Here is a 25,776-nt window from a genome sequence, read left to right on the forward strand (position 1 = left end):
GAGGTGATCCGCGCCTCCAGGGCAGGGTGGAGGGATGCCCGACGCACCCTCCACCGCCGTCCTCTTCGACATCGACGGGACCCTCGTCGACTCGAACTACCCGCACATCGACGCCTGGTGGCGGGCGTGCACGGCAGCGGGCGAGTCCGTCGACGCCTGGCGGATCCACCGCGCGATCGGCATGGACTCGGCGAAGCTGCTCGAGGAGCTGCTGCCGGACGCCACGGACGAGCAGCGCGACACCGTCAAGCAGTTCCACACCGCGTACTACGCCGAGCAGATGCCGCGGTTGCGGCTCCTCCCGGGTGCCCGTGAGCTGCTCCGGTCCGTCGCCGAGGCCCGTCACGCCGTCGTGCTGGCCACGAGCGCGCCCGAGGACGAACTCGTGCGCCTGCGCGAACTGCTCGACGCCGAGGCGTGGATCACCGCCGTCACGAGCTCGGAGGACGTCGAACAGGCCAAGCCGGACCCCGGGATCATCGAGGTCGCACTCCGGAAGGTCGGCGTGTCCGCCGACGCCGCGGTGATGGTCGGCGACGCGATGTGGGACGTCGAGTCCGCCGGACGGGTCGGTGTGCCCTGCGTCGCCGTGATGACGGGCGGGATCGGCGGCGACGAGCTGCGCCGGGCCGGGGCGGTCCGGGTGTACGACGACGCGGCAGCGGTCCTCGCCGACCTGCGGGCCGGCCGGGGCCCCATCGCGGACCTGGCGAGCCGCGCCGGGGGAGCCGCCGGCAGCGGGGCGGGCGCGTGAGCGTCCGCGGCGTCGACCACATCGGACTGACCGTGCCCGACGTCGACGCGGCCAGCGCGTTCCTCGTCGACGCGTTCGGTGCTGAGGTGCTCTACGACACGCTCCCCGCCGACCGGCCTCCGAAGGGCGGCGAGGCGACGACGTCGCGCCTCGGTGTCCCCGGAGACGCCCGTGAGGTGCGGATCCGGATGCTCGCGCTGCCCGACGGCCCCGGCATCGAGCTGTTCGCCTTCGACCACGTCGAGCAGGACACCCCGGCGGTGCCCTCCGACCTCGGGTGGCAGCACCTCGCGCTGTACGTCGACGACCTCGACGCCACGCTCGACCGGGTCGTGGCCGCGGGGGCGACCGCGCTCAGTGCACCCCGCCCGCTCCCGGGGCCCGAAGCCGGCGACCGGAACCGGTTCGTGTACGTCCGCACCCCGTGGGGCAGCACCGTCGAGCTCCTGACCTACCCCGATCCCCAGCCCTACGAGGAGCACACGTCGCGCCGACGCTGGCATCCGTGACAGGATCGTCGGTCGTGATCACGATCGAACGCGTTCGGTGGGACGACCCCCGTGGTGTGGCGCTCCGCGCCCGCATGGACGAGGAGATGCACGAGCGCTACGGCGCCGCGAACGGCGACGAGGACCCGGCGGTGACGGCCGAGCGGGGCCGGGCGCTCGCCGTGGACCCGGCGACGATCATCACCTCGATCCTCGCGGTCGACGAGGACGGCGAGGCCCTCGGGCACATCGCCGTCCGGCGCCTCGGTGACGAGGTCGAACTGAAGCGCCTCATCGTCCTCGCCGCCGCCCGCGGGAAGGGTGCGGCCACCGCGCTGCTCACCGAGGGGGAGCGCGTCGGGCGTGAGGAGGGCGCCGCACGGCTCATCCTGCAGACCGGCGACAAGCAGCCCGAGGCCGTGGCGCTCTACGAGAAGACCGGCTGGACCCCGATCCCCGTGTACGAGCCGTACGCCGCGACGATGCCGTGGTCGTTCTGCTTCGAGAAGGCGCTCTAGCGGTACCCCACTTCCACATTGCACTCTCAGTCCGATAGTGCAATTCTTGTCCGGTGAGCACCACCGAACGCACCCGCGCGCTGCGCCGACGCATGATCGTCGAGGCACGTCGGGCGACCATCGAGCACGGGCTGCACGGCTTCACGATCGAGCAGCTCTGCGAGACGGTCGGTGTGTCCCGGCGGACGTTCTTCAACCACTTCGCGTCGAAGGACGACGCCGTGCTCGGCATCGAGATCAACGCGGACGTCGAAGCCATCGACGCGTACGCCGCCGGCGGTGTCGTCGCGGCCGACCTCGAGCCGCTGGACTCCATCGTCGCGCTGGCGATCGACCAGTTCCACCGGGCCGGCATCGACCGCGCCGACGAGGTCCTCGTCCGCGGGGTCTTCGAACGGGAGCCTGCGCTCGTCGCCCGGTTCCTCTCGGCCACCGACGTGCAGCTCGGCCGCATCACCGACGCCGTACGAGCGCGGTTCGGTTGGGGTGACGCCACCGACCGCCGTGCGCGGCTCGTCACCGAGGCCGCCGCAGGGCTGCTCAAGGTGACGGCGGAGACCTACTTCGACGACGCGTTCGACGAAGCCACCGGTCCCGCGTTCGACGAGCTGCTCACCCAGAACCTCCGCCTCATGAGGGCGGCCATCACGACCGGACAGGACACCACCGAATGAGCGCCACCGCGCCGGGCACGACCAAGCGTGCCCGCCCAGGCTCCGACGGACCGCTGCTCCTCACGCAGCGCCGGATCTGGATCATCTTCTCCGCGCTCATCGCGGGGATGCTGCTCTCCAGCCTCGACCAGACCATCGTCTCCACGGCGATGCCCACCATCGTCGGCGAGCTCGGCGGCGTCGCACACCAGGCGTGGCTGACGACCGGGTACCTGCTCGCCTCGACCATCGTGATGCCCGTGTACGGCAAGTTCGGTGACGTCCTCGGTCGCCGCAACCTGTTCCTCATCGCGATCGCCCTGTTCACCATCGCGTCGGCCGGGTGTGCTTTCGCCGGCGACTTCACGCAGCTCGTCGTGTTCCGCGCCATGCAGGGGCTCGGCGGCGGCGGCCTGATGATCCTGTCGCAGGCGATCATCGCGGACATCGTGCCGGCCTCCCAGCGCGGCAAGTACCTCGGCCCGCTCGGTGCGATCTTCGGCCTCTCGGCGATCGGCGGCCCGCTGCTCGGCGGGTTCTTCGTCGACCACCTCACCTGGAACTGGGCGTTCTACATCAACATCCCGGTCGGCATCGCCGCGTTCTTCGTGGCGTGGTTCGCGCTGACCCTGCCGAGCAAGAAGGCGACGAAGCGCATCGACGTCCTCGGCGTGCTCTTCATGTCCGCCGCGACGACGTGCCTGGTGTTCTTCTCGGAGTTCGGCGGCAGCAAGGACCACGGCTGGGACGCCCCGGAGACGTGGGCCTGGTTCGCCGGTCTCGTCGTGTCGGCAGCGCTCCTCGTGCTCGTCGAGTCGCGTGCGGCGGACCCCGTCCTGCCGCTGTCGTTCTTCCGGAACCGCACGTTCCTGCTCGCGACCGGCATCGGCCTCGTGCTCGGCATCGGCATGTTCGCGGCGATCGGCTTCGTCCCGACGTTCCTGCAGATGGCGTCCGGTACCTCGGCGGCGGTCTCGGGTCTCCTGATGCTGCCGATGATGGTCGGCCTGATCGGGACCTCGATCGCGTCCGGCAACCTGATCACCAAGACCGGTCGCTACCGGATGTTCCCGATCATCGGGACGATCCTGGTCGCCCTGGCGATGCTCGCGATGACCCAGCTCGCGGCGGACACCCCGATCTGGCTCATCTGCGCGTACCTGTTCGTCTTCGGTGCGGGCCTCGGCCTCATCATGCAGGTGGTCGTCCTCGTGGCGCAGAACGCGGTGCCCGCCGAGCAGGTCGGTACCGCCACGTCGACGAACAACTACTTCCGCGAGGTCGGCGCCTCCCTCGGCACCGCCGTCTTCGGTGCGCTCTTCACGGCGCGGCTCACGACGTCGCTCACCGACGTGTTCCGCGGCGCCGGCGGATCGGCGACCGACGCTGCGTCGTCGGCGGGCAGCATCGACCCCGCGACCGTGGCGAAGCTGCCGGAGGCGGTGCAGGACGGCATCGTGAACGCGTACGCCGACTCCCTGGCGCCTGTGTTCTGGTACCTGCTGCCGTTCATCGCGGTGGCGTTCCTGCTCGCGCTGTTCCTTCCGCAGATCAAGCTCTCCGACACGGCCGGCATGGTCGCCCGTGGCGAGGCGGTCGGCGGAGCCGAGGCCGACGAGCTCGAGCGGGCGCAGCGCGCGGGGCACACGGCCGGCGCGGCCGAGCCGCAGCCGGAGCCCGAGCCGGCCGATGCCGGTCCGGACCGTTCGGAGCGCTGACCGCGCGATCCACGAAAGCGACAGTCCCCCGCAGGATCCCTGCGGGGGACTGTCGCTTCCCCGGCACGGACCCGCCGCCGCGGCGCCGATCTGTCGCTTCGGCGGGGTGGTCCGGACCACCGCCGGCCAGGAGGCGCGGTGCCAGCTCGCACCGCGCCTCCCGTCCGCCACGGCGCGCGCCCACCGCGCCCCGCTCGCCAAAGCGACAGGCTGCCGCCGGATCTCGGCGGGCACCTGTCGCTTCCGCGGGGTGATCGCCGCGCGGTCGCGGTACATCGTCGCTCTCGCGGCACGAACCGCCGCGGTCCGCAGCCGCGCGCGGCGCCCGCGCGGCGCGACGGCGCGCGCTACGCGCCCGTGCTCGCGCGGCGCACCAGGCGCGTGGGGAGCGCCGCGGCCTCCGGCGCGGTGCCGTCGAGCGTCGCGAGCAACCGCAGCGCCGCGGCCCGGCCGAGGTCCGCGCCGGGGAGTGCGACGCTCGTCAGGGCTGGTGCCGTGACCGAGGACGACGGCAGGTCGTCGAACCCCGCGACGGCGAGTTCCCCAGGGACCGCGATGCCGAGCTGCCCGGCGACCCGGAGCACCCCGTACGCGAGGGTGTCGGCAGCCGCGACGACCGCCGTGACGTCGTCGTCCTGCCAGGCCTCGAGGACGTGCTCGGTCGCCGAGGCCGCGGCGTCCACCGTGAGGTCGGCGCGGGCGGTGACCTCGGAGACCTCGATGCCGACGGCTGCGCACTCCTGTTCGAAGAGCTCCCGACGGACGCCGAACGTCGCAGCCCGCGAGGTCCCGTCGAGGTACCCCACCCGCCGGTGCCCGCGCTCGTGCAGGTGTGCGACGAGCTCGTGGACACCGGGGGAGAGGTCGTAGTTGACGGCCTCGGGTCCGCCGGGAGCGTCGAGCAGCACCACGGGGACGGTGGCGGTCATCGTCTCGTCGGCGGCGGGCGCGTCCACGAGGATGCCGGCCGGTCGGAGCCGCTCGAACCGTCGGACGTCGGCGGCCACGGGCTGGGCCCCGCGCTCCGTGACGGAGAGCACGAGCTGGAAGCGGTCGCCGACGGTGTCGCGCACGCCGCGGATCACCTCGGCGAAGAAGGGGTTCGACAGGTCGGGGGCGATCAGGACGACGAGGTCGCCGCTGCCCCGCGCGAGTGAGCTGGCCGCGTGGTCGACGACGTAGCCGAGTTCGTCGACGGCGTCGCGGACCCTCGTGGCGATCGGCACGGAGACCCGGCCGCGGTCCTTGCCGTTCACGACGAGCGACACCGTGGCGATGCTCGTCCCCGCGCGCTCGGCCACCATCGCAGCGGTCACACGACGGCCGGGGGCGGCGGAGGATGGCACGCGTCGATGCTACCGAGCGCGGACCTCGCAGTTCGGGTCCGCCGCCGATGACTTGACGTCAAACGCTTGACGTGTTTCCATGTCAAACGCTTGACGTGCCGCGGGAGCTGATCCTCGCCGCGGATCCCCACCTCGTCGAGCCTCGACCTGCTGATCCCCGAAGAAGTGGAGCGCCCCGCGTGCCCGAGAAGATCATCCTCGACTGCGACCCCGGCCACGACGACGCCGTCGCGATCCTGCTGGCCCACGGCAACCCGGACATCGAGCTCCTCGCCGTGACGACCGTCGTCGGCAACCAGACGCTCCCGAAGGTCACCCGCAACGCCCTCGCCGTCGCCCGCATCGCCGGGATCACCGGGGTCCCGTTCGCCGCCGGTGCCGACCGTCCGCTGCTCCGCGAGATCGAGGTCGCCGGCGACATCCACGGTGAGAGCGGTCTCGACGGGCCGATGCTCCCCTCGCCGTCGTTCGAGCTGGACGAGCGGCACGCGGTCGACCTCATCATCGAGACCGTCATGGCGCACGAGCCCGGCACGGTCACCCTGGTGCCGACCGGCGGTCTGACGAACATCGCCCTCGCGGCCCGCAAGGAGCCCCGCATCGTCGAGCGCGTCAAGCAGGTCGTCCTGATGGGCGGCGGGGTGCACGTCGGCAACTGGAGCCCGGTCGCCGAGTTCAACATCGTCATCGACCCCGAGGCCGCCTCGATCGTCTTCGACGCGGGCTGGGACGTCGTCATGGTCGGCCTCGACCTGACGCACCAGGCGCTCGCGACGCCCGAGGTCGCCGAGCGCATCGCCGCCGTCGGCACCGCCCCGGCCGCGTTCGTCGGCGAGCTGCTCGACTTCTTCGGCCAGACCTACAAGGACGCCCAGGGCTTCGACGCGCCGCCCGTGCACGACCCCTGCGCCGTCGCGTACGTCATCGACCCGACCGTCGTCCGCGCCGTGAAGGTCCCGATCCACGTCGAGACGCAGGGCACCCTGACCCTCGGCATGACCGTCGCCGACTTCCGCGCGCCCGCGCCGGAGGACTGCCGCACGAGCGCCGCGATGGAGCTCGACCACGGCCGGTTCTGGGACCTCGTCGTCGACGCACTCGAACGCATCGGCGAGACCCCGGACACCGGCTGGACGCCCCGGACCGCAGCCACCACGACCACCACGGAGCACTGACCCCCATGACCACCACATCGACGAAGAAGTCGATCGGCGCCCTCACCGCCGCGCTCCTCGCAGCCTGTATCGCGTTCCAGCTGAACGCGAGCATGCTCAGCCCCGCCCTGGTCACGATGGCCCGCGAGCTGCACACCGACGACGCCACGATCGGCCTGTCGCAGACGCTGTTCTTCACCCTGGCGGCGCTGTTCTCGCTGTTCCTGCCGCGCCTGTCCGACATCGTCGGCCGCAAGCGCGTCCTGCTCGGCATGCTCGCGGTGATGCTCGTCGGCAGCATCGTGGCGGCGCTCGCGGTCAACGTCCCGATGCTGTTCGTCGGTCGCATGATCCAGGGCGTCACCGGCCCGGTCGTCCCGATCGGCCTGCTCATCCTCCGCAACGAGATCGCCGACCCGAAGCGCTACGGCGCCGCCCTCGGCCTGCTCACCGCGGTGAACGGCGGCATCGCGGGCGTCGACGCGCTCGCCGGTGGGTGGATCGCGACGCACTTCGGGTTCCGCGGGATCTTCTGGGTCATCGCGATCGTCACCGTCGTCGCGGCGCTGATGGTCGCTGCGTGGGGCGTCGAGTCGAAGCCGTCGGCCGGCACCCGGATGGACTGGTGGGGTGTCCTGCCGCTCGTCGTCAGCGTCGGCGCACTGCTCACCGCGTTCAACGAGGCGGGCAAGCTCGCAGCCGCCAACTGGGGCCTCGTGGTCGGTGGCATCGTCCTCGCCCTCGTGGCCTTCGGCGTCTTCTGGGCGGTCGAGTCGCGGGTGCGCGAGCCCCTCGTCGAGACACGGTTCCTCAAGCGCCGTGCGACCTGGGCGCTGCTCGTCACGACCCTGCTCACCATGACGGGCGTGTTCGCGGTCGTGAACGGCCTCGTCACGAGCCTCGCGCAGAACCCGGACGCGGGCTTCGGCATGGAGGCCGACCTCGCCTCGCTCGCGTTCCTCACCCCGTACGCGCTGGTCGGCTGGATCGTCGGACCCTTCGCCGGCCGGCTCGCGCCGACCCTCGGCTACCGCGCCGTGCTGCGCGTCGGCCTGGTCGGGAGCATCGTCGCGACGCTCGTCATGGCGTTCGTCGGCGTGCACTCGCTGCCGGTGCTCATCGCCGCGACCGTGCTGATCGGCATCACGTACGCCGGCATCGCGAACATCATCCTGAACGGGCTCGGCATCGTGCTGTCGCCGGAGTCGAACCCCGGCTTCCTGCCCGGCCTCAACGCCGGTGCGTTCAACCTCGGTGCCGGCATCAGCTTCGCCGTCCTGCCGGCCCTGCAGATCGCGCTCGGGACCGGCGGGTCCGCGGGCACCGCCGGGTACTCCGGTGGCATGCTGCTCGGTGCCGTGATCACCTGCGCGGCACTCGCCACGTCCTTCCTCATCCCGCGCCCGGCCTCGGCCGAGACAGGAGCCGCCGCATGACCGGCATCGTCGTCGTGGGGAGCCTCAACGCGGACCTGGTGGTCCGCACGGAGCGCTTCCCGAAGCCCGGTGAGACCCTCCAGGGGTCCGACCTCGCGATCCTGCCAGGCGGCAAGTCCGCCAACCAGGCGGTTGCTGCCGGGAGGCTCGGGGGCACCGTGCGCATGATCGGCGCGGTCGGCGACGACGGGAACGGTCGACTGCTGCGCGACTCCGTCGCGGCGGCGGGTGTCGACACGACGCACGTCGCCGTCCGGGAGGGCGTGGCCACCGGGACCGCCGTCATCACCGTCGACCGCGCAGGGGAGAACACCATCGTGATCTCCGCCGGTGCGAACGGCACGCTGACCCCGGACGACGTCCCCGCCGATGCCCTCGACGGTGCCGGCGTGCTCGGTCTCTGCCTCGAGGTCTCGATCGACGTCGTCCTGGCCGCCGCCCGCGCAGCGCACGCCGCCGGGGTCACGGTGCTCACGAACCTGTCCCCGTTCGGTGCCGTCCCGGCGGAGCTGCTCGAGCTGACCGACGTCCTGCTCGTCAACGAGCACGAGGCCGCCGAGCTCGGGGAGCACGGTGTCCGACGGTCGATCGTGACCCGGGGTGGTTCGGGCTGCGTCGTGCACGACGGTGACGCCGAGCCGGTGTCGATCGACGCCGTCCGGGTCGACCCGGTGGACACCACGGGCTGCGGCGACGCGTTCATGGGTGCGGTGGCGCTCCGCCTCGCCGCCGGGGACCCGCTGGTCGAGGCCGCGCGGTTCGCGGTCGGCGTCGGGGCGTACGCCGCGACGAAGGCGGGCGCGCAGGCGTCGTACCCGACCACCGCGGAACTGGAGTCTTTCCTGCGGGGCTGAACCGCGCCTCCAGGGCCGTGCCCGTCCGACGGGGCCACTAGCGTTGTGGGATGCGCGTGGGAGTCCTCGACATCGGGTCCAACACCGGCCACCTGCTCGTGGTGGACGCCCACGGCGGTGCCGCCCCGCTGCCGGCGTCGTCGTTCAAGCAACCGCTGCGCCTCGCCGAGCACCTCGACGACGCCGGCGCGGTGACGGAGGCGGGCGTCGACGCCCTGACCTCGTTCGTCGCCGACGCTGTTCGCGTCGCCGAGGACCGCGGGTGCGAGGACATGCTCGCGTTCGCGACCTCGGCCGTCCGCGACGCCGTGAACTCCGACGCGGTGCTCGCCCACGTCGAACGGGCGACCGGCGTCGAGCTCGCCGTGCTGTCCGGCGGGGACGAGGCGCGCTTGACGTTCCTCGCCGTGCGGCGGTGGTTCGGGTGGTCCGCCGGTCGCCTGGCCGTGTTCGACATCGGCGGCGGGTCGCTCGAGATCGCCGGCGGAGCGGACGAAGCGCCCGACGTCGCGTGGTCGATGCCGATCGGCGCCGCGCGGCTCGCCCGGTCGTACTTCGCGGCGGGGACCCCGACCGAGGACGACGTGCGCCGGATCCGGCACGAGATCCGGGTGGAGATCGCCCGCGACGCCGGGCTGCTGCTGCGCGCCGGGCGGCCGGACCGTGCCGTGGCGACCTCGAAGACGTTCCGGTCGATCGCACGGATCTGCGGCGCGGCGCCCTCGGGTGCGGGGCCGCTCGTGCCGCGCGCGCTCGACGGCGACGTGCTCCGCTCGAAGCTGCCGGCGCTCCTGACGATGTCGGTCGCCGAGCTGGCCGAGCTCCCCGGGGTGTCGCCGAGCCGGGCGCACCAGGTGGTGCCGGGAGCCCTCGTCGCCGAGGCCTGCCTGGACATCTTCGACCTGCCGGCGCTCGAGATCTGCCCGTGGGCGCTCCGCGAGGGCGTGATCCTCGAGCGGCTCGACCAGCTGTCGGTGCTCGGCTAGCCGTTCCTCGGCGGTGCGAGGAGCCACGGGCGGATCATCCGCGTGACGAACGGCAGCACCCAGAACGTCATGATCGGCGTGAGCACGAGCGTCGTGACGAGCACGCGCGGCAGCACGGGGAGTGCGCCGAACGCGGGGACGAGCCAGCCGACGAGGTACGTGAACGCCAGGTTGACCGGGAAGAACCCCAGCCAGATGCTCACGGCCTGCTTCCACCGCGGCGGTGCGCTCGACGCCGGGGCATCGGCCGGTGCGTCGAACCACCCCTCGATCCCGGTGCGCTTCTCGACGCGGGACTCCACCACGAGGTCACGGCCGAGGTCGAGCCACCGCAGCCGGTCGTCGGAGTTCTCCCACGTGGCGAGGGAGTCGTGGTCGGCGAACCGGTACAGCATGTGCCACTCACGGCTCGTCGCGTGCGAGCGGACCCAGCCCGAGCCGAGGAAGCCCGGGTAGCGGTTGGCGAGGTTCACGCCGGACTGCACCCAGCGGGTGACGTCGGGGATCCGTTCGGGTTCGACGAGTCGTGTGATGGAGACGGTGACGGGCGGGCCATCGGTCGCGGGTGGCGACGACAAGGCCCCAGGCTCTTCTGGAGTCATGCGTCAAGTCTGGCCGACGCGTGTTTCCTGCTCGTGTCGCGCGGTCCGGCTAGCTGGCCTGCTTCTTGGCGGCCGGCTTCTTCGCGGGGGTCTTCTTCGCGGGTGCCTTCTTCGCGGGTGCCTTCTCGGCCGGGGCCTTCTCCGGTGACTCGTCGGCCGTGGAGTCCTGCTTCGTGGAACGGGACCCGCTCCGGGAACGTGACCCCGTGCCTCCCGACCCGGACCGCTTCTTGTCCACCGACGCGCGCAGGGCGGCCATCAGGTCGATGACGTCGCCACCCTCGTCATCATCGTCGTCCTCGGAGCGCTCACCGAAGGTCTTCTCGGTGTCGATGTCGTCGCCGGACTCCAGCTTCGCGTCGATGAGCTGCTGCAGCTCCACCTGGTAGGCGTCGGTGTAGCGGTCGGGGTCGAAGTCCGTGGACATGCTGTCGACGAGCGACGACGACATCTTCAGCTCGTTCGCGCTGACCTTCACCGCTGCGTCGAGCCCCTTGAAGTCGGCGGCACGAACCTCGTCGCCCCAGAGCAGCCCCTGCAGCAGGATCACGTCGTCGTTCACCCGCAGGACACCGAGCCGGGTCTTCTGCCGGAGCGTGAACTGCACGATCGCCAGCCGGTCGGTCTTCGCGAGGGTCTCGCGCAGGAGCACGTACGCCTTGGGGGAGCGGGAGTCGGGCTCGAGGTAGTAGGACTTCTCGAACATCATCGGGTCGACCTGGTCGACGGGGACGAACTCGAGGACCTCGATCTCGTGCGACTGCTCCTCGGGGAGCTGCTTGAAGTCGTCGGCGGTGAGCACCACCGTCTTGTCGCCGTCGTCGTAGGCGCGCTGGATGTCGGCGTACTCGACCTCGTGGCCGAACTCGCAGACGCGCTTGTACCGGATGCGGCCCTTGTCCTCGTCGTGGACCTGGTGCAGCGACACGTCGTGCGTCTCGGTCGCCGCGTAGACCTTGATCGGCACGTTGACGAGCCCGAACGCGATGGAGCCCTTCCAGATCGACCTCATGGGCACATGATGCCCGTCGGGACCTGCACGTGTGCGATCTTCGTCGTCATGTGAAATACTGAATATGACGTTCGATCGCGAAAGGTGCCTCATGACCGCTCTCCGCCCCAGCCCGATGCGCCGTCGCGTCCGCGGCCGCGTCCTGCTCATGCTCTGCGTGATGTACGCGATCGCCTACATCGACCGGACCAACATCTCGACCGCCCTGCCCTACATCAAGGACGACCTGGGCCTGACGGACACCATGGCGGGCTACGTCGTCGCGGCGTTCGCGCTGCCGTACGCGTTCCTCCAGATCTTCGGGGGTGCGATCGGCGGTCGCATCGGACCGCGCAAGATGCTCGCGATCGTCGCGGTGCTGTGGGGCGTCGCGACCCTGCTGACCGGCTTCAGCGTCGGACTCATGTCGCTGATCGGTGCGCGACTGCTGCTCGGGCTGACCGAGGCGGCCGCGTTCCCCACCGCCACCCAGGCGATGAGCAAGTGGATCCCGATCGACCGGAACGGCTTCGCACAGGGCATCACGCACTCGGCGGCCCGCCTCGGCAACGCACTCGCGCCGCTCATCGTCGCCGGGCTCATCATCGTGGCGGGCTGGCGCAGCTCGTTCCTCGTCGTCGCCGCGCTCAGCGTGATCTGGGCCGGGCTCTGGTGGGTCGTGTTCCGGGACCGCCCGGCGGACCACCCGAAGATGACGTCCCAGGAGCTCTCGGAGCTCGGGGAGCTGCACACCCCCGCCGGTGTGGGGGACCGCGTGAAGACCCCGTGGAAGCAGCTCGTGCCGCAGATCCTCCCCGTCACGTTCGTCGACTTCGGCTACGGGTGGACGCTCTGGGTGTTCCTGACCTGGCTCCCGACGTTCCTCAGCGACACGTACGGTCTCGGCATCGGCGGCTTCGCGCTGTACACGTCGATCATCCTGCTCGCAGGTGTCGTGGGCGACACGGTCGGTGGCATGCTCAGCGACCGGATCGTCGCGCGGGGCGGGGACGTCCGGCACGCACGACGCGTCATCCTCGTCATCGGCCTCGGCGGCGCCCTCCTCTGCCTCACCCCGCTGCTCTTCGCGCAGAGCCTCCTCGTCGCGACCGTGGCACTCACGCTGTCGTTCTTCTTCCTCGAGCTCTGCAACGCCAACCTCTGGGCCATCCCGATGGACGTCGCGCCCCAGTGGTCCGGTGCCGCGTCCGGGCTCATGAACACCGGTTTCGGCATCGCCGGCGTCGTCTCGCCGATCGCGTTCGGCGTCCTCATCGACGCGTCCGGCTGGGTCGCGCCGTTCGGGCTCTCGATCGGCCTGCTCGCCGCGGCGATCGTCGTCGCCTGGTTCATGCACCCGAAGCGCGTGCGCATGGTCGACGGCACCGTCGTCGTCGGCGGCGCAGCGGCCGCGACGACCGAGACGGTGTCGCGGTGAGCCGCGAGCTGACGCTCCGTGCCCTGATCGCCGAGCGTGCCCGCGCGACCCCGGCCCACCCCTACCTCGAGGACGCACGGTCCGACCGGGTGCTCGACCACGAGACGCTCGCCCGCGCCGTGAGCGCCTGGGAGCGGGTCTTCGACGGCCTGGGCATCGCCCCGTCGGGCGCCGTCCTGGTCGACCTCGGCGACCCGCTGTCGTTCGCCGTGGTCCACCTCGCCGCGATCGCGACCGGGCGTCGGTCCGTCCCGGTGGACCCGGGGCAGCCGGCGTCCGAGGTGGCCCGGCTGGGATCGCTCATCGGCGGGGCGTCGCTCGTCGTGTCCGACCGCGAGGAACGTTCCGCACTCGACGGGGTCCCGGCGGCGCGGGTCGGCAGGGACTTCGGCCCGGTGCACGTGGTGCGCGGTCCCGTCCCCGGCAGCGCCCCGGACGCACCGGGGGAAGGGTCGGCGGTGCTCTTCACCTCGGGTTCGACCGGCGCGCCGAAGGGGGTCGAGATGCCCGAGTCGCAGCTCCTCTTCGTCGCACGGCAGGTCGCACAGCACAACGGCCTCACGCCGTCCGACCGCGGCTTCAACTCGCTCCCGCTCTCGCACGTGAACGCCGAGGTCGTCGGGCTGCTGGCGACCCTCGTCGCCGGGGCGACCCTCGTGCTCGATCGTCGCTTCCACCGCACCGGGTTCTGGGAACTCCTCGCCGAGCGTCGGGTGACCTGGCTCAACGCCGTGCCGGCGATCCTCGCGGTCCTCGTCAAGACCGGACCACTCGTGTTCCCGCCGGGCCTCCGGTTCGTCCGCAGTGCGTCCGCTCCGCTCCCGGAACCCGTCCGTGCAGCACTCGGCGACGTGCCGCTGGTGGTCAGCTGGGGGATGACCGAGGGCGCGTCGCAGATCGCGGCCACCCCGCTCGGTGCGCCGGCCCGACCGGGCAGCGTCGGCGTCCCGGTCGGCTCCGAGGTGCAGGCGCGGGACGAACACGGCAACGTGCTGCCCGCGGGCGACGTCGGGTCGCTGTGGGTCCGCGGCGAGGGGATCGTCCGGTCGTACCTCTGCGGACGCGCGGCCGAGCGGTTCGACGCCGACGGCTGGCTCTGCACGGGTGACCTCGGCCACGTCTCGGAGGACGGGTGGGTCTGGCTCGTCGGGCGTGCGGACGACGTCATCAACCGCGGCGGTGAGAAGGTCTACCCGGCCGAGGTCGAGGACGTCTTGCTCGGGGACCCGCGGGTGCTCGAGGCGGTCGTCGTCCCCCGCCCGCACGAGGTGCTCGGCAGCGTCCCGGTCGCCTACGTCGTCGTCCGGCCGGACTGCGACACCGACGCCGCCGTGCTGCACGCGGCACTCCTCGAGCGTGCCGAGGCCGAGCTCGCACGGTTCCGCCGTCCGGTGGAGGTCTTCGTCGTGCGGGACCTCCCGCGTGCGTCGACCGGGAAGGTCCGGCGGGTCGAGGTCCGCGCGATGGCACAGGGCGCCTGAGCCGACGGGTTCTCCACAGATCCCGCTTCGCTGAACCGCGGTGGCCGCGGCGCGAGCACCATGGGCGCATGAGCCAGCTCGACAAGCAGGACCCGCGCGACCAGTTCCCCCGTCCGCCCTTCCCGGCGCAGACGCAGCAGGGATCCGGACTGGCGAGCGCGATGGACCCGGCACCGGACCACGGCGAGACGAGCTACCTCGGCACGGGCCGCATGCCCGGCTACCGCGTGCTCGTCACCGGGGCCGATTCGGGCATCGGACGGGCAGCGGCGATCGCGATGGCGAAGGAGGGCGCGGACGTCGCCCTGAACGCCCTGCCCGAGGAACGTGACGACCTCGAGGCCGTGCGGGACATCGTGGGCGACCTCGGGCGGAAGGCCGTGCTGCTCCCCGGTGACCTGACCGACGAGGGGTTCTGCGACACACTCGTGCGCGACGCGGTGAGCGAGCTCGGCGGGCTCGACGCGCTGGTCCTCGTCGCCGGCCACCAGAAGGTGCACGACGACGTGACGGAGCAGTCGACCGAGGACTTCGACCGCACGATGAAGGTCAACCTGTACTCGCTGTTCTGGCTGGTGCGTGCGGCCGTTCCACACATGGCGCCCGGCAGTGCGATCGTCACGACGAGCTCGGTGTCCGCCTACCAACCGCAGGACCGGATGATCGACTACGCGGCGACGAAGGCCGCCATCATCACGTACACGAACGGGCTGGCGCGGCAGCTCGCGGCGAAGGGGATCCGGGCGAACACCGTCGTCCCGGGCCCGGTGTGGACGCCGCTGCAGCCGATCAGCTACCCGGGCGACGAGATCGCCGCCTACGGGCAGGACACGCCCTTCGGTCGACCTGCACAGCCGGTCGAGCTCGGCAGCGCGTACGTGTACCTGGCCGGCCCCGAGTCGTCGTACACGTCGGGGACGACCCTCACGGTGGCGGGGGCGACCGGGGTGGCGCTGTGAGTCCGACCTCGCGCAAGACCGTGGTCCTGGTGGGGGACCGCCGCATCGCCCTGACGAACACCGACAAGGTGCTCTACCCGGAGACCGGCACCACCAAGGGACGCGTGATCGAGTACTACGAGCGGGTCGCACCGTGGATGATCCCGCACGTGAAGGACCGCCCCGTGACCCGGAAGCGCTGGGCGAACGGCGTCGACGGCAAGGTGTTCTTCGAGAAGAACCTGCCGGACTCCGCGCCCGACTGGGTCCGGCACCACACCATCCACCACGCCGAGCACGACAACGAGTACCCGATCGTCGACGACCTGCCGACCCTCGTGTGGATGGCGCAGCAGGCCGCCCTCGAACTGCACGTGCCGCAGTGGCGGTTCGGCCCCCGCGGCGGGCAGCAGAACCCGGACCGGCTCGTCCTGGACCTCGACCCCGGCGACGGCGTCGGGCTGCCCGAGTGCGTCGAGGTCGCCCTCGCAGCGCGCGAGATCCTGCACGGCATGGGGCTCGACCCGTACCCGGTCACGTCCGGGTCGAAGGGCATCCACCTCTACGCCGCGCTCGACGGCGGGGCCTCCACCGCACACGTCTCCGAGGTGGCGCACGAACTCGCGAAGGCGCTCGAGCAGGACCTGCCGGACCTCGTGCTCTCCTCGATGAGCCGGGCGGAGCGGACGGGCAAGGTGTTCGTCGACTGGTCGCAGAACAACGGCAACAAGACGACGATCGCGCCGTACTCGCTGCGCGGCCGTGACCGGCCGACGGTCGCCGCGCCCCGCACCTGGAAGGAACTCACCGAACGCGGGCTCGCGCAGCTCACCCTCGACGAAGTCCTCGAACGCCTGGAGGAACGGGGCGACCACCTGCACCCGGTCGCCTCCGCCTCGTTGGCGGTCGGACGGGACGACCACGGTCACTGGGACAGCGACCGGACCCAGCAGGCGAACGACGCGGAGCAGCCCGCGCGCGACCGGCTCGCCGCGTACCGCGCCAAGCGCGACGCGTCGAAGACCCCGGAACCCGTGCCCGAGGATGCGCCGACGGTGCGGAAGGACGGCACCCCGACGTTCGTCATCCAGGAACACCACGCCACACGCGACCACTACGACTTCCGGCTCGAGCACGACGGGGTCCTGGTCAGCTGGGCACTGCCGAAGGGTGAACCCACCGATCCGGGGAAGAACCACCTGGCGGTGCAGACCGAGGACCACCCGCTCGAGTACGGCGCGTTCGAGGGCACGATCCCGAAGGACGAGTACGGCGGCGGGACGGTCACGATCTGGGACGACGGCACGTACGAGCTCGAGAAGTGGCGCGAGGGCGAAGAGGTCATCGTCACCCTGCACGGCCGGACCGGAGGCGCTCGCCGACTGGCGCTGCTGCACACTCGTGGGCGGGGTCGTGGGCGCGACGGCGACGAGAAGAACTGGCTCATCCACCGCACGAAGGACCAGCCGGACCGCCTGGCGGACGGCGGGGACGGGGCGGGGACGAGCCGCGCCTCCCGACCCGCACCCGCCGGCGGCGACCCGACCGCGCGCATCGACCGGACGGCCGCTTCGGACACCGCTCCGGCTGATCGCCGCACGATGCAGGCGACCCTCGCGAAGGGCGAGCCGACGCTGGACGAATCGGACTGGGCGTTCGAGATGAAGTGGGACGGCATCCGCGCGCTCGCGACCGTCCGGGACGGTTCGGTGACGCTCCGCAGCCGCAACGACAACGACCTGACGGTGCAGTACCCCGAGCTCCAGGAACTCGGCGACCGCGCCGGGGTGGACGGCGTGTTCGACGGCGAGATCGTGGCCCTCGACGATCGGGGGCGGCCCTCGTTCCAGCTGCTGCAGAACCGGATGGGGCTGACGAAGTCGCGCGAGGTCGAGGCGGCGCAGCGGGAGACGCCGGTCCGGCTGCTGCTCTTCGACGTGCTCGAGGCGGACGGGCACGAGCTCACCCGCCTCGGGTACGACGCGCGTCGCCAGGCGCTCGAGACGGTGGTCGAACCGGGTGGCGCGATCGACGTCCCGCCCGCGTACCAGGGCGACCTCGCCCGGGCGATGGCGGACTCGGCGGAGCAGGGACTCGAAGGGGTCGTCGCGAAGAAGCGGACGTCGAAGTACGCCGAGGGTCGGCGATCCGAGGCGTGGCTCAAGCTGAAGCACCACGCCACGCAGGAGGTCGTGGTCGGCGGGTGGAAGCCGGGGAGTGGTCGGCGTGCGGGTGGGGTCGGTTCGCTGCTCCTCGGCGTCCCGGGGCCGGACGGGCTCGAGTACATCGGGAAGGTCGGCACCGGCTTCCGCGACCGCGACCTCGACGAGATCGGTGCGACGCTCGCCGCGCTCGAGCGGAAGACCTCGCCGTTCGTCGACGTCCCTCGGCCCGATGCCCGCGACGCGCACTGGGTGACGCCGAAGCGCGTGGGCGAGGTCGAGTTCGCCGAGTGGACGTCGGACGGCCGGTTGCGACAGCCCTCGTGGCGCGGGTGGCGGGTGGACAAGGACCCCGGGGACGTCGTCCGGGAATCGTGAGCATGCATCCGCATGGGGTCAGCCCGGGGCGAACTTCCGTCCCCCGTTCCACCCTCGACCGGGGGACGAATCGGGGGCGATCCCCCGGGATTCCGGCGCGGGCTGTTACGTTCGCCGGGACGAAAGGGCGCGAGCATGAGCGCGAGCAAGTACCTGCCCCCGTTCACCGCGGAGGAACGAGTCACGATCGCAGGGGACCGATCGGCGCGCACACCCGTGGACCCGGGGGTCGCGGTGACGGAGTCCGAGGTGACCTACGCGGACTTCCTCGGTGACGAGGTCGACGAGTAGCACCCGGAGAACGACGACACACCCGGGGGCTTCGATGGGTGAAGACGGCCCGTGCGCCGGATCAGGGGACGCACGGGCCGCCGTCGGGGCGCCGTGACCGGTCGTTCAGGGATGACCGGTCACGACGCGCTTCGCACCAGGCACGCACCGCGCTCCTGGTAGACCCGTACGTAAGACGTGACGACGACCGCGATCGTCACGCGAGAACCGAAGAAAATCGACGAGGAGCCGACCCTGAGCGACGCTGACGCCCTGGCGTCCCTGTCGGACGCCTCCCTCGTCGCGCGCAGCGCCGACGGCGACACGGTCGCGTTCGGGGTGCTGATCCGCCGCTACGGCCCGCACATGCGCGCCTACGCCGCTCGGATCCTCGGACACGGCGACGGCGAGGCCGAGGACGCCGTGCAGGAGGCGGCGCTCCAGGCCTGGCAGCGCATCGACCGGGTGGACGACCCCGACCGTGTGCGGAACTGGCTGTTCCGGATCGCGGCGAACAAGGCGCTCGACCGCCTCCGTCGTCGGCATCCACACCTGGACCTCGAAGCGGTGGTCGACTCGGCCGACGACCGCCCCGTCGACGAGGTCGTCAGCACGCGGCTGCAGGTCCAGGAACTCGCGCGTATCGTGCAGGCACTCCCGGACGCGCACCGTGCCGTCTGGGTGATGCGGGAGATCGGTGGGGCGTCGTACGCCGAGATCGCCGAGGCGACGGGGATGCCGCAGGCGACGGTGCGCGGGGTGCTGGCGCGGGCACGACGTCGTGTCCTCGAGCAGATGGAGGGGTGGCGATGACCGACGACGAACGGTTCGGCGCGTTCACCCTCGAGGAACTCTCCGACTACCTGGACGCCGACCGCACCCCGGCACGGCCGGACATCGAGGGCGACCCCGACGCGGCCGCCGCGTTGGTGCGGCTCGAGTCGCTGCGGACGGCCTCGCGGGACCTGCTCGACGCCGAGGCCGCGGAGGCCGCCGGGGCCGACGCCGGTTGGATCGCCAGCGTGCTCGCGTCGGTGCGGACGACGGCGCACGCGGGGCGGGACATCCCCGTCCCGGACGACGACCCCGCGTCGACGCTCGTCGTGACCGAAGGCGCACTCCGCGGACTCGTGCGGGCTCTCGGCGACGAGGTACCCGGCGTGGTCGTCCGACGGACCCGGTTCACGGGCGACGTCGGGACGGCCGGCGGATCGGTCGACGTCGAGGTGTCGATCGCCGCGAGCGCCGACGGGCCGGTGCACCTCCGCGCCGAGGCACTCCGGTCGATCATCGAGGACGCGCTCGGGGCGCACGCACCCTTCGTGGTGCGGTCGCTCGTGGTGCGGGTGGCGGACCTCATCGAGGGAGGGCGACCGTGACCGACGACGTGCGCAGTGTCTCGCGCGGACTGACCGCGGTCGTGCTCGGGGTCCCCGGGGTCCGCTCGGTGCTGCCACCGGGGCCGAACCTCGCCACGCTCGTCCGCGACGTCCACTCGGTGCTCGACCTGCCCCGAGACGGTGGCGCGGTCCTCGTGCAGGACCGACGCGAGGGCGCCCGGATCCGCGTGGTCGTGACGACGGACCGGCGGGTCCCGACGCTCGGGCTCGTCCGGAACGTCCGCGACGCGGTGGTCGCCGAGGGGACGGCGTTGCTGGGACGTCGACCGTCGGACGTCACCGTGCGGGTCGTCGAGATCGACTGAGCGTCGGCGACCACCAGCCGGGGGAACTCAGGGAGCGGGCGCGGGACCGTCGGCGGGCTCGGCGTCGTCGGCGACCGGCAGGTCCTCGTCGATGAGGTCGTCCTCGTCCGGTTCGACCACCTCGGCCGCAGCCGCCTTCGCCTCGTCGATGGACTGCTGGGAGCGGCGGAGCAGGTCGTCGTCGTGTGCTGGCTGGTCGGTCATGCCAGTGACGCTACGCCGGAGCTCCTGAGTCGGCATCGCGGCGACGGTCGCTCGACGGGGGAGCAGCCGGCGGTTCGAAGTCCACCGCCGAGGTCGGCGCCGGGGTCGTCGGCATCGCGGGGACGGCGGGCGTCCCGAAGGCGTCGGCGGCGTCGAGCACCGCCCGGGTCGCCGCGGCAGCGGTCCGGAGGGCGTCCCCGATCGGCATCGCCCGGTGTGCTGCCGTCCGGACCTCGACGCCCCACGGCTCGTCGAACCCGAGGTCGCGCACGGTGCGGACGAACCCCGGGACGTCCCAGGCGCCGGCTCCGGGCAGGTGGCGTGCTTCGCGGGCCTCCTCGGCGAGGGTCATGCCCGCCGGCGTGTGGAGCAGGCCGTCGCTCAGCTCGACCGCAGCGAGCGACGCCGGCGCGACGCCCTCGCGGATGGAGGCGAGCGTGGACCCGCCGCGCAGTGCGTGCATCACGTCCACCAGGAGTCCGCCGTTCGGGTGACCGGCGGCGGTGACGAACCGGGACGCGCGCTCCACCGTCGGCAGGTTCGACCACGGCTCGGGCTCGAGGACGAGCTGCGCACCGACCTTCGCGGCCTGCCCGGCCAGTTCGTTCCAGTCGTCGACCATGGCGGACGGCGAGACGCCGGGCAGCGTGACGTCCGCACGCGCGACGACCTGCCAGGCGCTCAGGGTCGCGGCGGCCTCGAGCACCACACCGCGGTCGGCGTCCTGGTCGGTGGTGTGGTTCGAGCAGGTCCACCAGCGTTCGAGCGGTCCCAGCTGGACCCAGACGATCCCCGCACCGTCGAGCATGCGGCGGAGGGCGGCGAACCCGATCGTCGCCCGCACCTCGTGCAGGTCACCGAGCGACAGCGAGAGTCCGGCGAAGCCGGCAGCACCGACGGCGTCGATGCGCTCGCCGATCGGTTCGGTCCCGGCCCATGTCCAGGACGTCGCGAGCAGGTCGTGTTCCTGCACGGCGGCACCTCCGTTCTCCGGACACGCCGCCCCGCCCCGTCGCGGTCGGGTGTCCCCAGTGTGGCGACACCGCGCACCCCGCAGCGGCATCGAGACATTGCTACTCGGTGGTGCTGCGAGCCCTCCCAGGCCGCCGACACACGGGGGAAACGCGTGGGGTCACACGATCACGGTCCGGACCGAGCCCACGCCGACGATCGTGCCCTCGACGAGGTCCCCGCGGGCGAGGACCCCGACACCGTCCGGCGTGCCGGTGAGCAGGAGGTCGCCCGGCGCGAGGGACACGAACCGCGAGAGCTCCGCGATGGTCTCGGCGACGGACCAGATCTGGTCGGCGAGGTCCCCGGACTGTCGCAGCTCGCCGCCCACCCGCAGTTCGATCGTGCCCGAGGTCGGGTCGACGTCGGCTGCGGGGACGATCGCGCCGACCGGGGCCGAGGCGTCGAAGCCCTTGGCGGTGTCCCACGGGCGCCCGAGCCGCTTCGCCTCGGCCTGCAGGTCGCGCCGCGTGAGGTCGATCCCGACGGCGTAGCCCCAGACGTGGTCGAGGGCCGTGTCGACCGGGATGTCCGTTCCGCCGCGACCGATCGCCACGACGAGCTCGACCTCGTGCTCGAGGCGCTCGGTGACGGACGGGTACGGGGTGTCCGCGTCGTCGGTCACCACCGCGCCCGCCGGCTTCGTGAAGAAGAACGGCGGCTCGCGGTCCGGGTCGTGGCCCATCTCGCGTGCGTGCGCGGCGTAGTTGCGGCCCACGCAGAACACCCGCCGGACGGGGAAGCGTCCGCCGGTCGTGGTGGGGACGGTCGGGAGGGTCGGGGCCGGGATGACGAGGTCGCTCACCCGTCCAGCGTGCCACCGGCAGCGCGGTGCTCGGTCAGCCCTCGCTGATCGAGGCCTCCCACCGGAGCTTCCGTGCTCGTGCCCGTTCCTGTCGTTCGCGCCACTCGATCCGCATCTCCTCGAGTCGTTCGACACGGCCTTCCTGTGCCATGAGCGGCCCGTAGTGCGGGTGCGCCATCAGTCGAGGAACTCTGCGTTCCATCCGATCGAGGCGCTGCTTGAAGCGCAGGTCGTCTTCATCCGTGATCACGTTCCGGTCCCTCCTCGTCGATCCGCCGCTCCCGTGTGGCGTTCTCCTCGTGTTGTTCGAGCGCTTCTTCCACCCAGGCGTCGTCGTCCGTCGCCCATGCACGAGTCATGAGTGCATGGGTCATCAGAGCGGCCGCGTCACGGCGCCGCTCATCGGCCGACAGCGCCCGCTCGACCACCCACGCCCAACGCTGCCACCAGTGGTCCCGATGCCCCAAGAACTCTGTATTCCGCCGCGCCCGACGCCCCTCGACCACCGTCACCACCACGCTCGCGACCGCCACCAAGGCGCTGAGCAACGACACGCTCGCGCTCGTCCAGCCTGCATCCATGCCGACCACCCTGACGCGACAGGACCGGCCACGCGCCGAGCGTGACCGGTCCTGTGGAACGTGATCCGCGCCTCCTGGATGTGGAGGAGTGCGCGGACGCGCGTCAGTTGCCGGGCGCAGCCCCCTCGGTCTCCCCCTCGCCCGGGTCGCCACCCGTGCCCTCCGATGCCGCCTCGTCCTGCGGCCACCCCGAGAACCGCCACGCACCGACGCTCGGGTGGTCCTCGCCCTTCGTGTACGCGTACTCGCGGGCCGCCGTGCGGGCCTCGGACAGCCGCGTGCGCAGCGCGTCGTGCGCCGACGCGTCCACCCGGGTCAGGGCGTCGTGCGCGAGCGCGAACCGGTCCATCTCGTTGCGCATGAGCATGTCGAACGGGGTCGTCGTCGTGCCCTGCTCGAGGAACCCGTGCACGTGCAGGTCGTCGTGCCCGTTCCTGCGGTAGGTCAGTTGGTGCACGAGGGACGGGTACCCGTGGAACGCGAAGACGGTCGGGGTGCCGGGCAGGAACAGTTCGTCGTAGCGCTCGTCGGGGACCGGGTGCTCGTGCTTCCGGGGGTCGCCGATGGACAGCAGGTCGACGACGTTCACGACACGGACGCCGACCTCGGGAGCGTGCTGGCGGATGATGTCCGCGGCGGCCACGGCCTCGACGGTGGGGACGTCACCGGCACAGGCGAGCACGACGTCGACGCGGCCGACGGTCTCCTCGGTGCCGGCCCAGTCCCAGACCCCGAGCCCCGCGGCGACGTGCTCGACCGCGTCGGGCAGCGACAGGAACACCGGCTCGGGGTGCTTGCCGGCGACGATCACCTCGATGCGGTCGGTCGTCTCCAGTGCGTGCGCGGCGACGGCCAGCAGGGTGTTCGCGTCGGCCGGCAGCTTGATGCGGACGAGGTCCTGCTGCTTCGACGCGACGACGTCGAGGAACCCCGGGTCCTGGTGCGAGAAGCCGTTGTGGTCCTGGCGCCAGACGTGCGACGACAGCAGGATCGACAGGTTCGAGACGGGTGCCCGCCAGTCGATGTCCGTCGAGGACTCGAGCCACTTCGCGTACTGGCCGACCATCGAGTCGATGATGTGCGCGAACGCCTCGTAGGTGTTGAGGACACCGTGGCGGCCGCTCAGCACGTAGCCCTCGAGCATCCCCTCGAGCAGGTGCTCGGACAGCACTTCGGTGACCCGACCGTGTGCGCCGAGGTGCTCGTCCCCGACGCCACGCTGGGCACGCCAGACGCGCGACGTCACGTCGAAGACCGCGTCGAGCTTGTTCGACACCGTCTCGTCCGGGCCGAAGAGCCGGAAGGACGAGGGGTTCCGCTGGATGAGTGCGGCGAGCCAGGGGCCGAGCGTGCCGGTGGCGCTCGCGTCCTCGCCCACGGGGACGCCGAACTCCTCGAGCCCGGGGCGGTCGAGTGCGGTGCGGAGCCGGCCGCCGTTCGCGTGCGGGGTCGCACTCATCCGCAGGTCGCCGGTGGGCCGGATGGCGGTGAGGATGCCGATCGGCTGGCCGTCGTCGTCGAACAGCTCCTCCGGGCGGTAGGACCGCATCCACTCCTCGAGCTGCCGGCGGTGGTCGTCGTTCTCGCGGACGGCGGGCAGGGGGACCTGGTGGGCGCGGAAGGTCCCTTCGACCTGCTGGCCGTCGACGACCTTCGGGCCGGTCCAGCCCTTGGGCGTGCGGAGGATGATCATCGGCCAGCGCGGTCGGAGGTCCGCAGCACCGGCCGGCTGCCCGGCGGCCGCTCGCTGCGCCTGGGCGCGGGCCGCGGCCTGGATGTCGTCGATCGTCGCGAGTGCACGCCGGAGCGCACCGTCGAACAGGGCGTGCACGGCGAACGGGTCGTCGTCGACGCGGGCGGAGTCGACCACGATCGGCTCGTACCCGAGCCCACGGAAGTAGGCGTGCAGGTCGTCGTGCGGGATGCGTGCGAGGACCGTCGGGTTCGCGATCTTCCACCCGTTCAGGTTGAGGATCGGCAGCACGGCGCCGTCCGACACCGCGTCGAGGAACGTGTGCGCCTGCCAGGACCCGGCGAGCGGCCCGGTCTCGGCCTCGCCGTCGCCGACGACGCACGCGACGACGAGGTCCGGGTTGTCGAGTGCCGCTCCGTACGCGTGGGCGAGGGAGTAGCCGAGCTCGCCGCCCTCGTTGATCGACCCCGGGGTCTCGGGCGCCGCGTGCGAGGGGATCCCACCGGGGAAGGAGAACTGCCGGAAGAACTGCCGCAGCCCGTCCGGGTCCGGCGTGATGTCCGGGTAGAGCTCGCCCCACGTGCCGTCGAGCAGCGCGTTCGCGTTCATCGCGGGACCGCCGTGACCGGGCCCGCAGATGTACAGGAGCTGCCGGTCCGTCTCGGCGATGAGCGCGTTGCAGTGCGCGTAGACGAGGTTGAGCGCCGGCGAGGTGCCCCAGTGTCCGAGCAGCCGGGGCTTCACGTCGTCCGGCGTGATCGAGCGGTCGAGCAGCGGGTTGTCGAGCAGGTAGATCTGCCCGACGGTGAGGTAGTTCGCGGCGCGCCACCAGGCGTCGATCGCGCGGATCCGGTCGGTGCTCGAGGGGGATGCGGGGGCCATGCCCCCACGGTACGGAGGCGGTCGCGGGGGAATCCCAGAAAAACTTCCAAACCGTTCGGCAGGGGGTGCCGAATGCATGTCACAAGGGCAAACGCCCAGGGCGCTCTCCGGTCACGAACGGCCGGGCCACAGCAAGTACACAGCACGGCGCGTGCACAGGAGCACGTCGCCACCGGCCGGAGCCCCCGAGACAGCAAAGGACCCAACCCATGCGCAAGAGCCTCAAGACCTCCATCACGCTCGCCACGACGGGTGCGCTCGTGCTGGGTGGTGCCGCGTTCGGCATCACCTCGGCGCAGGCCTCGACCCCGTCGGTGCACACCGTGTCGTCGTCCTCGTCGAAGATCCCCGGCCCCGTCGCGTCGGTGCCCGAGGTCCTCGGTGGCGACACCGCCGTGAAGCTCGACTCCGGCTTCACCGACGCCCTGACCGCGCTGAAGCTGACCCCGGGTGTCTCCGGTGACGCCAAGCTCGCCGACGGGTCCGTCTCGTTCCCGATCACGTCCGGTTCGGTGACGTACTGGTCGCCGGACGGTGACTACCGTCCGTACGTGCAGGGTCTGCTGAACCACGACGACTCGGGTCTGACCCTCACCGCCGGTGAGACGACGGTCACGCTGGAGAACTTCGTCGTGAACCCGGGCTCGTCCAAGCTCTACGGTGACGTGCTGGTCAACGGCAAGGTCGCGGTGAACAACGCGTACCTGTTCTCGCTGCACGGTGGCACG

The 25,776-nt window shown here is 71.8% G+C and carries 27 protein-coding genes; 18 read left to right on the forward strand and 9 right to left on the reverse strand.

What is annotated here, in order from left to right:
- Positions 1-34 precede the first annotated feature (34 nt).
- From BM028_RS17165 to BM028_RS17185, 5 genes are read left to right on the forward strand one after another with little or no spacing between them, the layout of a single operon-like run.
- The gene (locus BM028_RS17165; RefSeq protein ID WP_092388215.1) at positions 35-754 is read left to right on the forward strand and encodes an HAD family hydrolase; all 720 of its coding nucleotides are present in this window, start codon (positions 35-37) and stop codon (positions 752-754) included.
- Positions 751-1,263, forward strand: a complete 513-nt coding sequence (locus BM028_RS17170; RefSeq protein WP_092388218.1) for a VOC family protein — start codon at positions 751-753, stop codon at positions 1,261-1,263. Before BM028_RS17165 ends, BM028_RS17170 begins: the two co-directional genes overlap by 4 nt.
- Before the next feature lie 14 nt (positions 1,264-1,277).
- Complete coding sequence (locus BM028_RS17175; RefSeq protein ID WP_254803981.1) at positions 1,278-1,760, forward strand: GNAT family N-acetyltransferase; 483 nt, start codon at positions 1,278-1,280, stop codon at positions 1,758-1,760.
- A 53-nt stretch (positions 1,761-1,813) separates the two neighbouring features.
- Positions 1,814-2,434: a TetR/AcrR family transcriptional regulator gene (locus tag BM028_RS18330; protein WP_070417197.1), complete on the forward strand. Its 621-nt coding sequence runs from the start codon at positions 1,814-1,816 to the stop codon at positions 2,432-2,434.
- On the forward strand, positions 2,431-4,131 hold the full coding sequence (locus BM028_RS17185) for an MDR family MFS transporter (protein ID WP_092388221.1): 1,701 nt from the start codon (positions 2,431-2,433) through the stop codon (positions 4,129-4,131). The genes BM028_RS18330 and BM028_RS17185 overlap by 4 nt, the downstream gene beginning before the upstream one ends.
- A 347-nt stretch (positions 4,132-4,478) precedes the next feature.
- On the opposite strand, the gene BM028_RS17190 is transcribed toward BM028_RS17185, so the two are convergent.
- Positions 4,479-5,477, reverse strand: coding sequence for a LacI family DNA-binding transcriptional regulator (locus tag BM028_RS17190; protein WP_254791849.1), 999 nt, complete (start codon positions 5,475-5,477; stop codon positions 4,479-4,481).
- A gap of 179 nt (positions 5,478-5,656) precedes the next feature.
- Here BM028_RS17190 and uriH point away from each other — a divergent pair, with 179 nt between their 5' ends.
- Genes uriH through BM028_RS17210 form a run of 4 tightly spaced genes read left to right on the forward strand, consistent with a single transcriptional unit; the run spans position 5,657 to position 9,907 of the window.
- On the forward strand, positions 5,657-6,652 hold the full coding sequence (uriH, locus tag BM028_RS17195) for a uridine-preferring nucleoside hydrolase UriH (protein WP_070417195.1): 996 nt from the start codon (positions 5,657-5,659) through the stop codon (positions 6,650-6,652).
- Between the two features lie 5 nt (positions 6,653-6,657).
- Positions 6,658-8,067, forward strand: coding sequence for a uridine transporter UriT (gene uriT / locus BM028_RS17200; protein WP_092388224.1), 1,410 nt, complete (start codon positions 6,658-6,660; stop codon positions 8,065-8,067).
- Positions 8,064-8,921, forward strand: a complete 858-nt coding sequence (locus BM028_RS17205; RefSeq protein ID WP_092388227.1) for a ribokinase — start codon at positions 8,064-8,066, stop codon at positions 8,919-8,921. The genes uriT and BM028_RS17205 overlap by 4 nt, the downstream gene beginning before the upstream one ends.
- 50 nt (positions 8,922-8,971) lie before the next feature.
- Positions 8,972-9,907 carry a Ppx/GppA family phosphatase gene (locus BM028_RS17210; RefSeq protein ID WP_092388230.1) on the forward strand — a complete coding sequence of 312 codons (936 nt, stop codon included), beginning with the start codon at positions 8,972-8,974 and terminating at the stop codon, positions 9,905-9,907.
- On the opposite strand, the gene BM028_RS17215 is transcribed toward BM028_RS17210, so the two are convergent.
- Positions 9,904-10,509: an antibiotic biosynthesis monooxygenase gene (locus BM028_RS17215; RefSeq protein WP_071296587.1), complete on the reverse strand. Its 606-nt coding sequence runs from the start codon at positions 10,507-10,509 to the stop codon at positions 9,904-9,906. The genes BM028_RS17210 and BM028_RS17215 overlap by 4 nt on opposite strands.
- A gap of 49 nt (positions 10,510-10,558) precedes the next feature.
- Positions 10,559-11,521 (reverse strand): non-homologous end joining protein Ku, encoded by a 963-nt coding sequence (ku, locus tag BM028_RS17220; RefSeq protein ID WP_092388233.1) that lies wholly within the window; start codon positions 11,519-11,521, stop codon positions 10,559-10,561.
- A gap of 91 nt (positions 11,522-11,612) precedes the next feature.
- Here ku and BM028_RS17225 point away from each other — a divergent pair, with 91 nt between their 5' ends.
- From BM028_RS17225 to BM028_RS17255, 8 genes are all read left to right on the forward strand, one after another.
- On the forward strand, positions 11,613-12,938 hold the full coding sequence (locus BM028_RS17225) for an MFS transporter (RefSeq protein WP_217647271.1): 1,326 nt from the start codon (positions 11,613-11,615) through the stop codon (positions 12,936-12,938).
- Positions 12,935-14,419 carry a class I adenylate-forming enzyme family protein gene (locus tag BM028_RS17230; protein ID WP_175496116.1) on the forward strand — a complete coding sequence of 495 codons (1,485 nt, stop codon included), beginning with the start codon at positions 12,935-12,937 and terminating at the stop codon, positions 14,417-14,419. Before BM028_RS17225 ends, BM028_RS17230 begins: the two co-directional genes overlap by 4 nt.
- A gap of 68 nt (positions 14,420-14,487) precedes the next feature.
- Positions 14,488-15,378, forward strand: a complete 891-nt coding sequence (locus tag BM028_RS17235; protein ID WP_092388240.1) for an SDR family oxidoreductase — start codon at positions 14,488-14,490, stop codon at positions 15,376-15,378.
- Positions 15,375-17,897 (forward strand): ATP-dependent DNA ligase, encoded by a 2,523-nt coding sequence (locus BM028_RS17240; protein ID WP_092388243.1) that lies wholly within the window; start codon positions 15,375-15,377, stop codon positions 17,895-17,897. Before BM028_RS17235 ends, BM028_RS17240 begins: the two co-directional genes overlap by 4 nt.
- 135 nt (positions 17,898-18,032) lie before the next feature.
- Positions 18,033-18,188: a hypothetical protein gene (locus tag BM028_RS18635; protein ID WP_175473746.1), complete on the forward strand. Its 156-nt coding sequence runs from the start codon at positions 18,033-18,035 to the stop codon at positions 18,186-18,188.
- A gap of 177 nt (positions 18,189-18,365) precedes the next feature.
- The gene (locus tag BM028_RS17245; protein ID WP_229086513.1) at positions 18,366-18,980 is read left to right on the forward strand and encodes an RNA polymerase sigma factor; all 615 of its coding nucleotides are present in this window, start codon (positions 18,366-18,368) and stop codon (positions 18,978-18,980) included.
- The gene (locus tag BM028_RS17250; protein ID WP_139219858.1) at positions 18,977-19,546 is read left to right on the forward strand and encodes a hypothetical protein; all 570 of its coding nucleotides are present in this window, start codon (positions 18,977-18,979) and stop codon (positions 19,544-19,546) included. The genes BM028_RS17245 and BM028_RS17250 overlap by 4 nt, the downstream gene beginning before the upstream one ends.
- Entirely contained in the window at positions 19,543-19,872 is a 330-nt protein-coding gene (locus BM028_RS17255) for a hypothetical protein (RefSeq protein WP_092388248.1), read from the forward strand. Before BM028_RS17250 ends, BM028_RS17255 begins: the two co-directional genes overlap by 4 nt.
- Positions 19,873-19,899: 27 nt before the next feature.
- Here BM028_RS17255 and BM028_RS18640 read toward each other — a convergent pair whose 3' ends face one another.
- The 6 genes from BM028_RS18640 to BM028_RS17275 form a co-directional block, all read right to left on the reverse strand.
- Positions 19,900-20,076: a hypothetical protein gene (locus BM028_RS18640; RefSeq protein ID WP_175496117.1), complete on the reverse strand. Its 177-nt coding sequence runs from the start codon at positions 20,074-20,076 to the stop codon at positions 19,900-19,902.
- A 10-nt stretch (positions 20,077-20,086) separates the two neighbouring features.
- Positions 20,087-21,049, reverse strand: a complete 963-nt coding sequence (locus BM028_RS17260; RefSeq protein WP_175496118.1) for a sugar phosphate isomerase/epimerase family protein — start codon at positions 21,047-21,049, stop codon at positions 20,087-20,089.
- Between the two features lie 159 nt (positions 21,050-21,208).
- The gene (locus BM028_RS17265) at positions 21,209-21,892 is read right to left on the reverse strand and encodes a fumarylacetoacetate hydrolase family protein (protein ID WP_092388254.1); all 684 of its coding nucleotides are present in this window, start codon (positions 21,890-21,892) and stop codon (positions 21,209-21,211) included.
- 34 nt (positions 21,893-21,926) lie between these two features.
- A complete protein-coding gene (locus BM028_RS18335; protein WP_139219859.1) occupies positions 21,927-22,142 on the reverse strand; it encodes a hypothetical protein in 216 nt (71 codons plus the stop codon).
- Complete coding sequence (locus BM028_RS17270) at positions 22,129-22,446, reverse strand: hypothetical protein (RefSeq protein ID WP_092388257.1); 318 nt, start codon at positions 22,444-22,446, stop codon at positions 22,129-22,131. Before BM028_RS17270 ends, BM028_RS18335 begins: the two co-directional genes overlap by 14 nt.
- A gap of 130 nt (positions 22,447-22,576) precedes the next feature.
- Positions 22,577-25,048: a phosphoketolase family protein gene (locus BM028_RS17275; protein ID WP_092388260.1), complete on the reverse strand. Its 2,472-nt coding sequence runs from the start codon at positions 25,046-25,048 to the stop codon at positions 22,577-22,579.
- A 209-nt stretch (positions 25,049-25,257) separates the two neighbouring features.
- Here BM028_RS17275 and BM028_RS17280 point away from each other — a divergent pair.
- A partial coding sequence (locus BM028_RS17280; RefSeq protein WP_092385760.1) for a hypothetical protein occupies positions 25,258-25,776 on the forward strand: 519 nt, incomplete at its 3' end.

Source organism: Curtobacterium sp. YR515, assembly GCF_900113095.1.
Taxonomy (GTDB): Bacteria; Actinomycetota; Actinomycetes; order Actinomycetales; family Microbacteriaceae; genus Curtobacterium.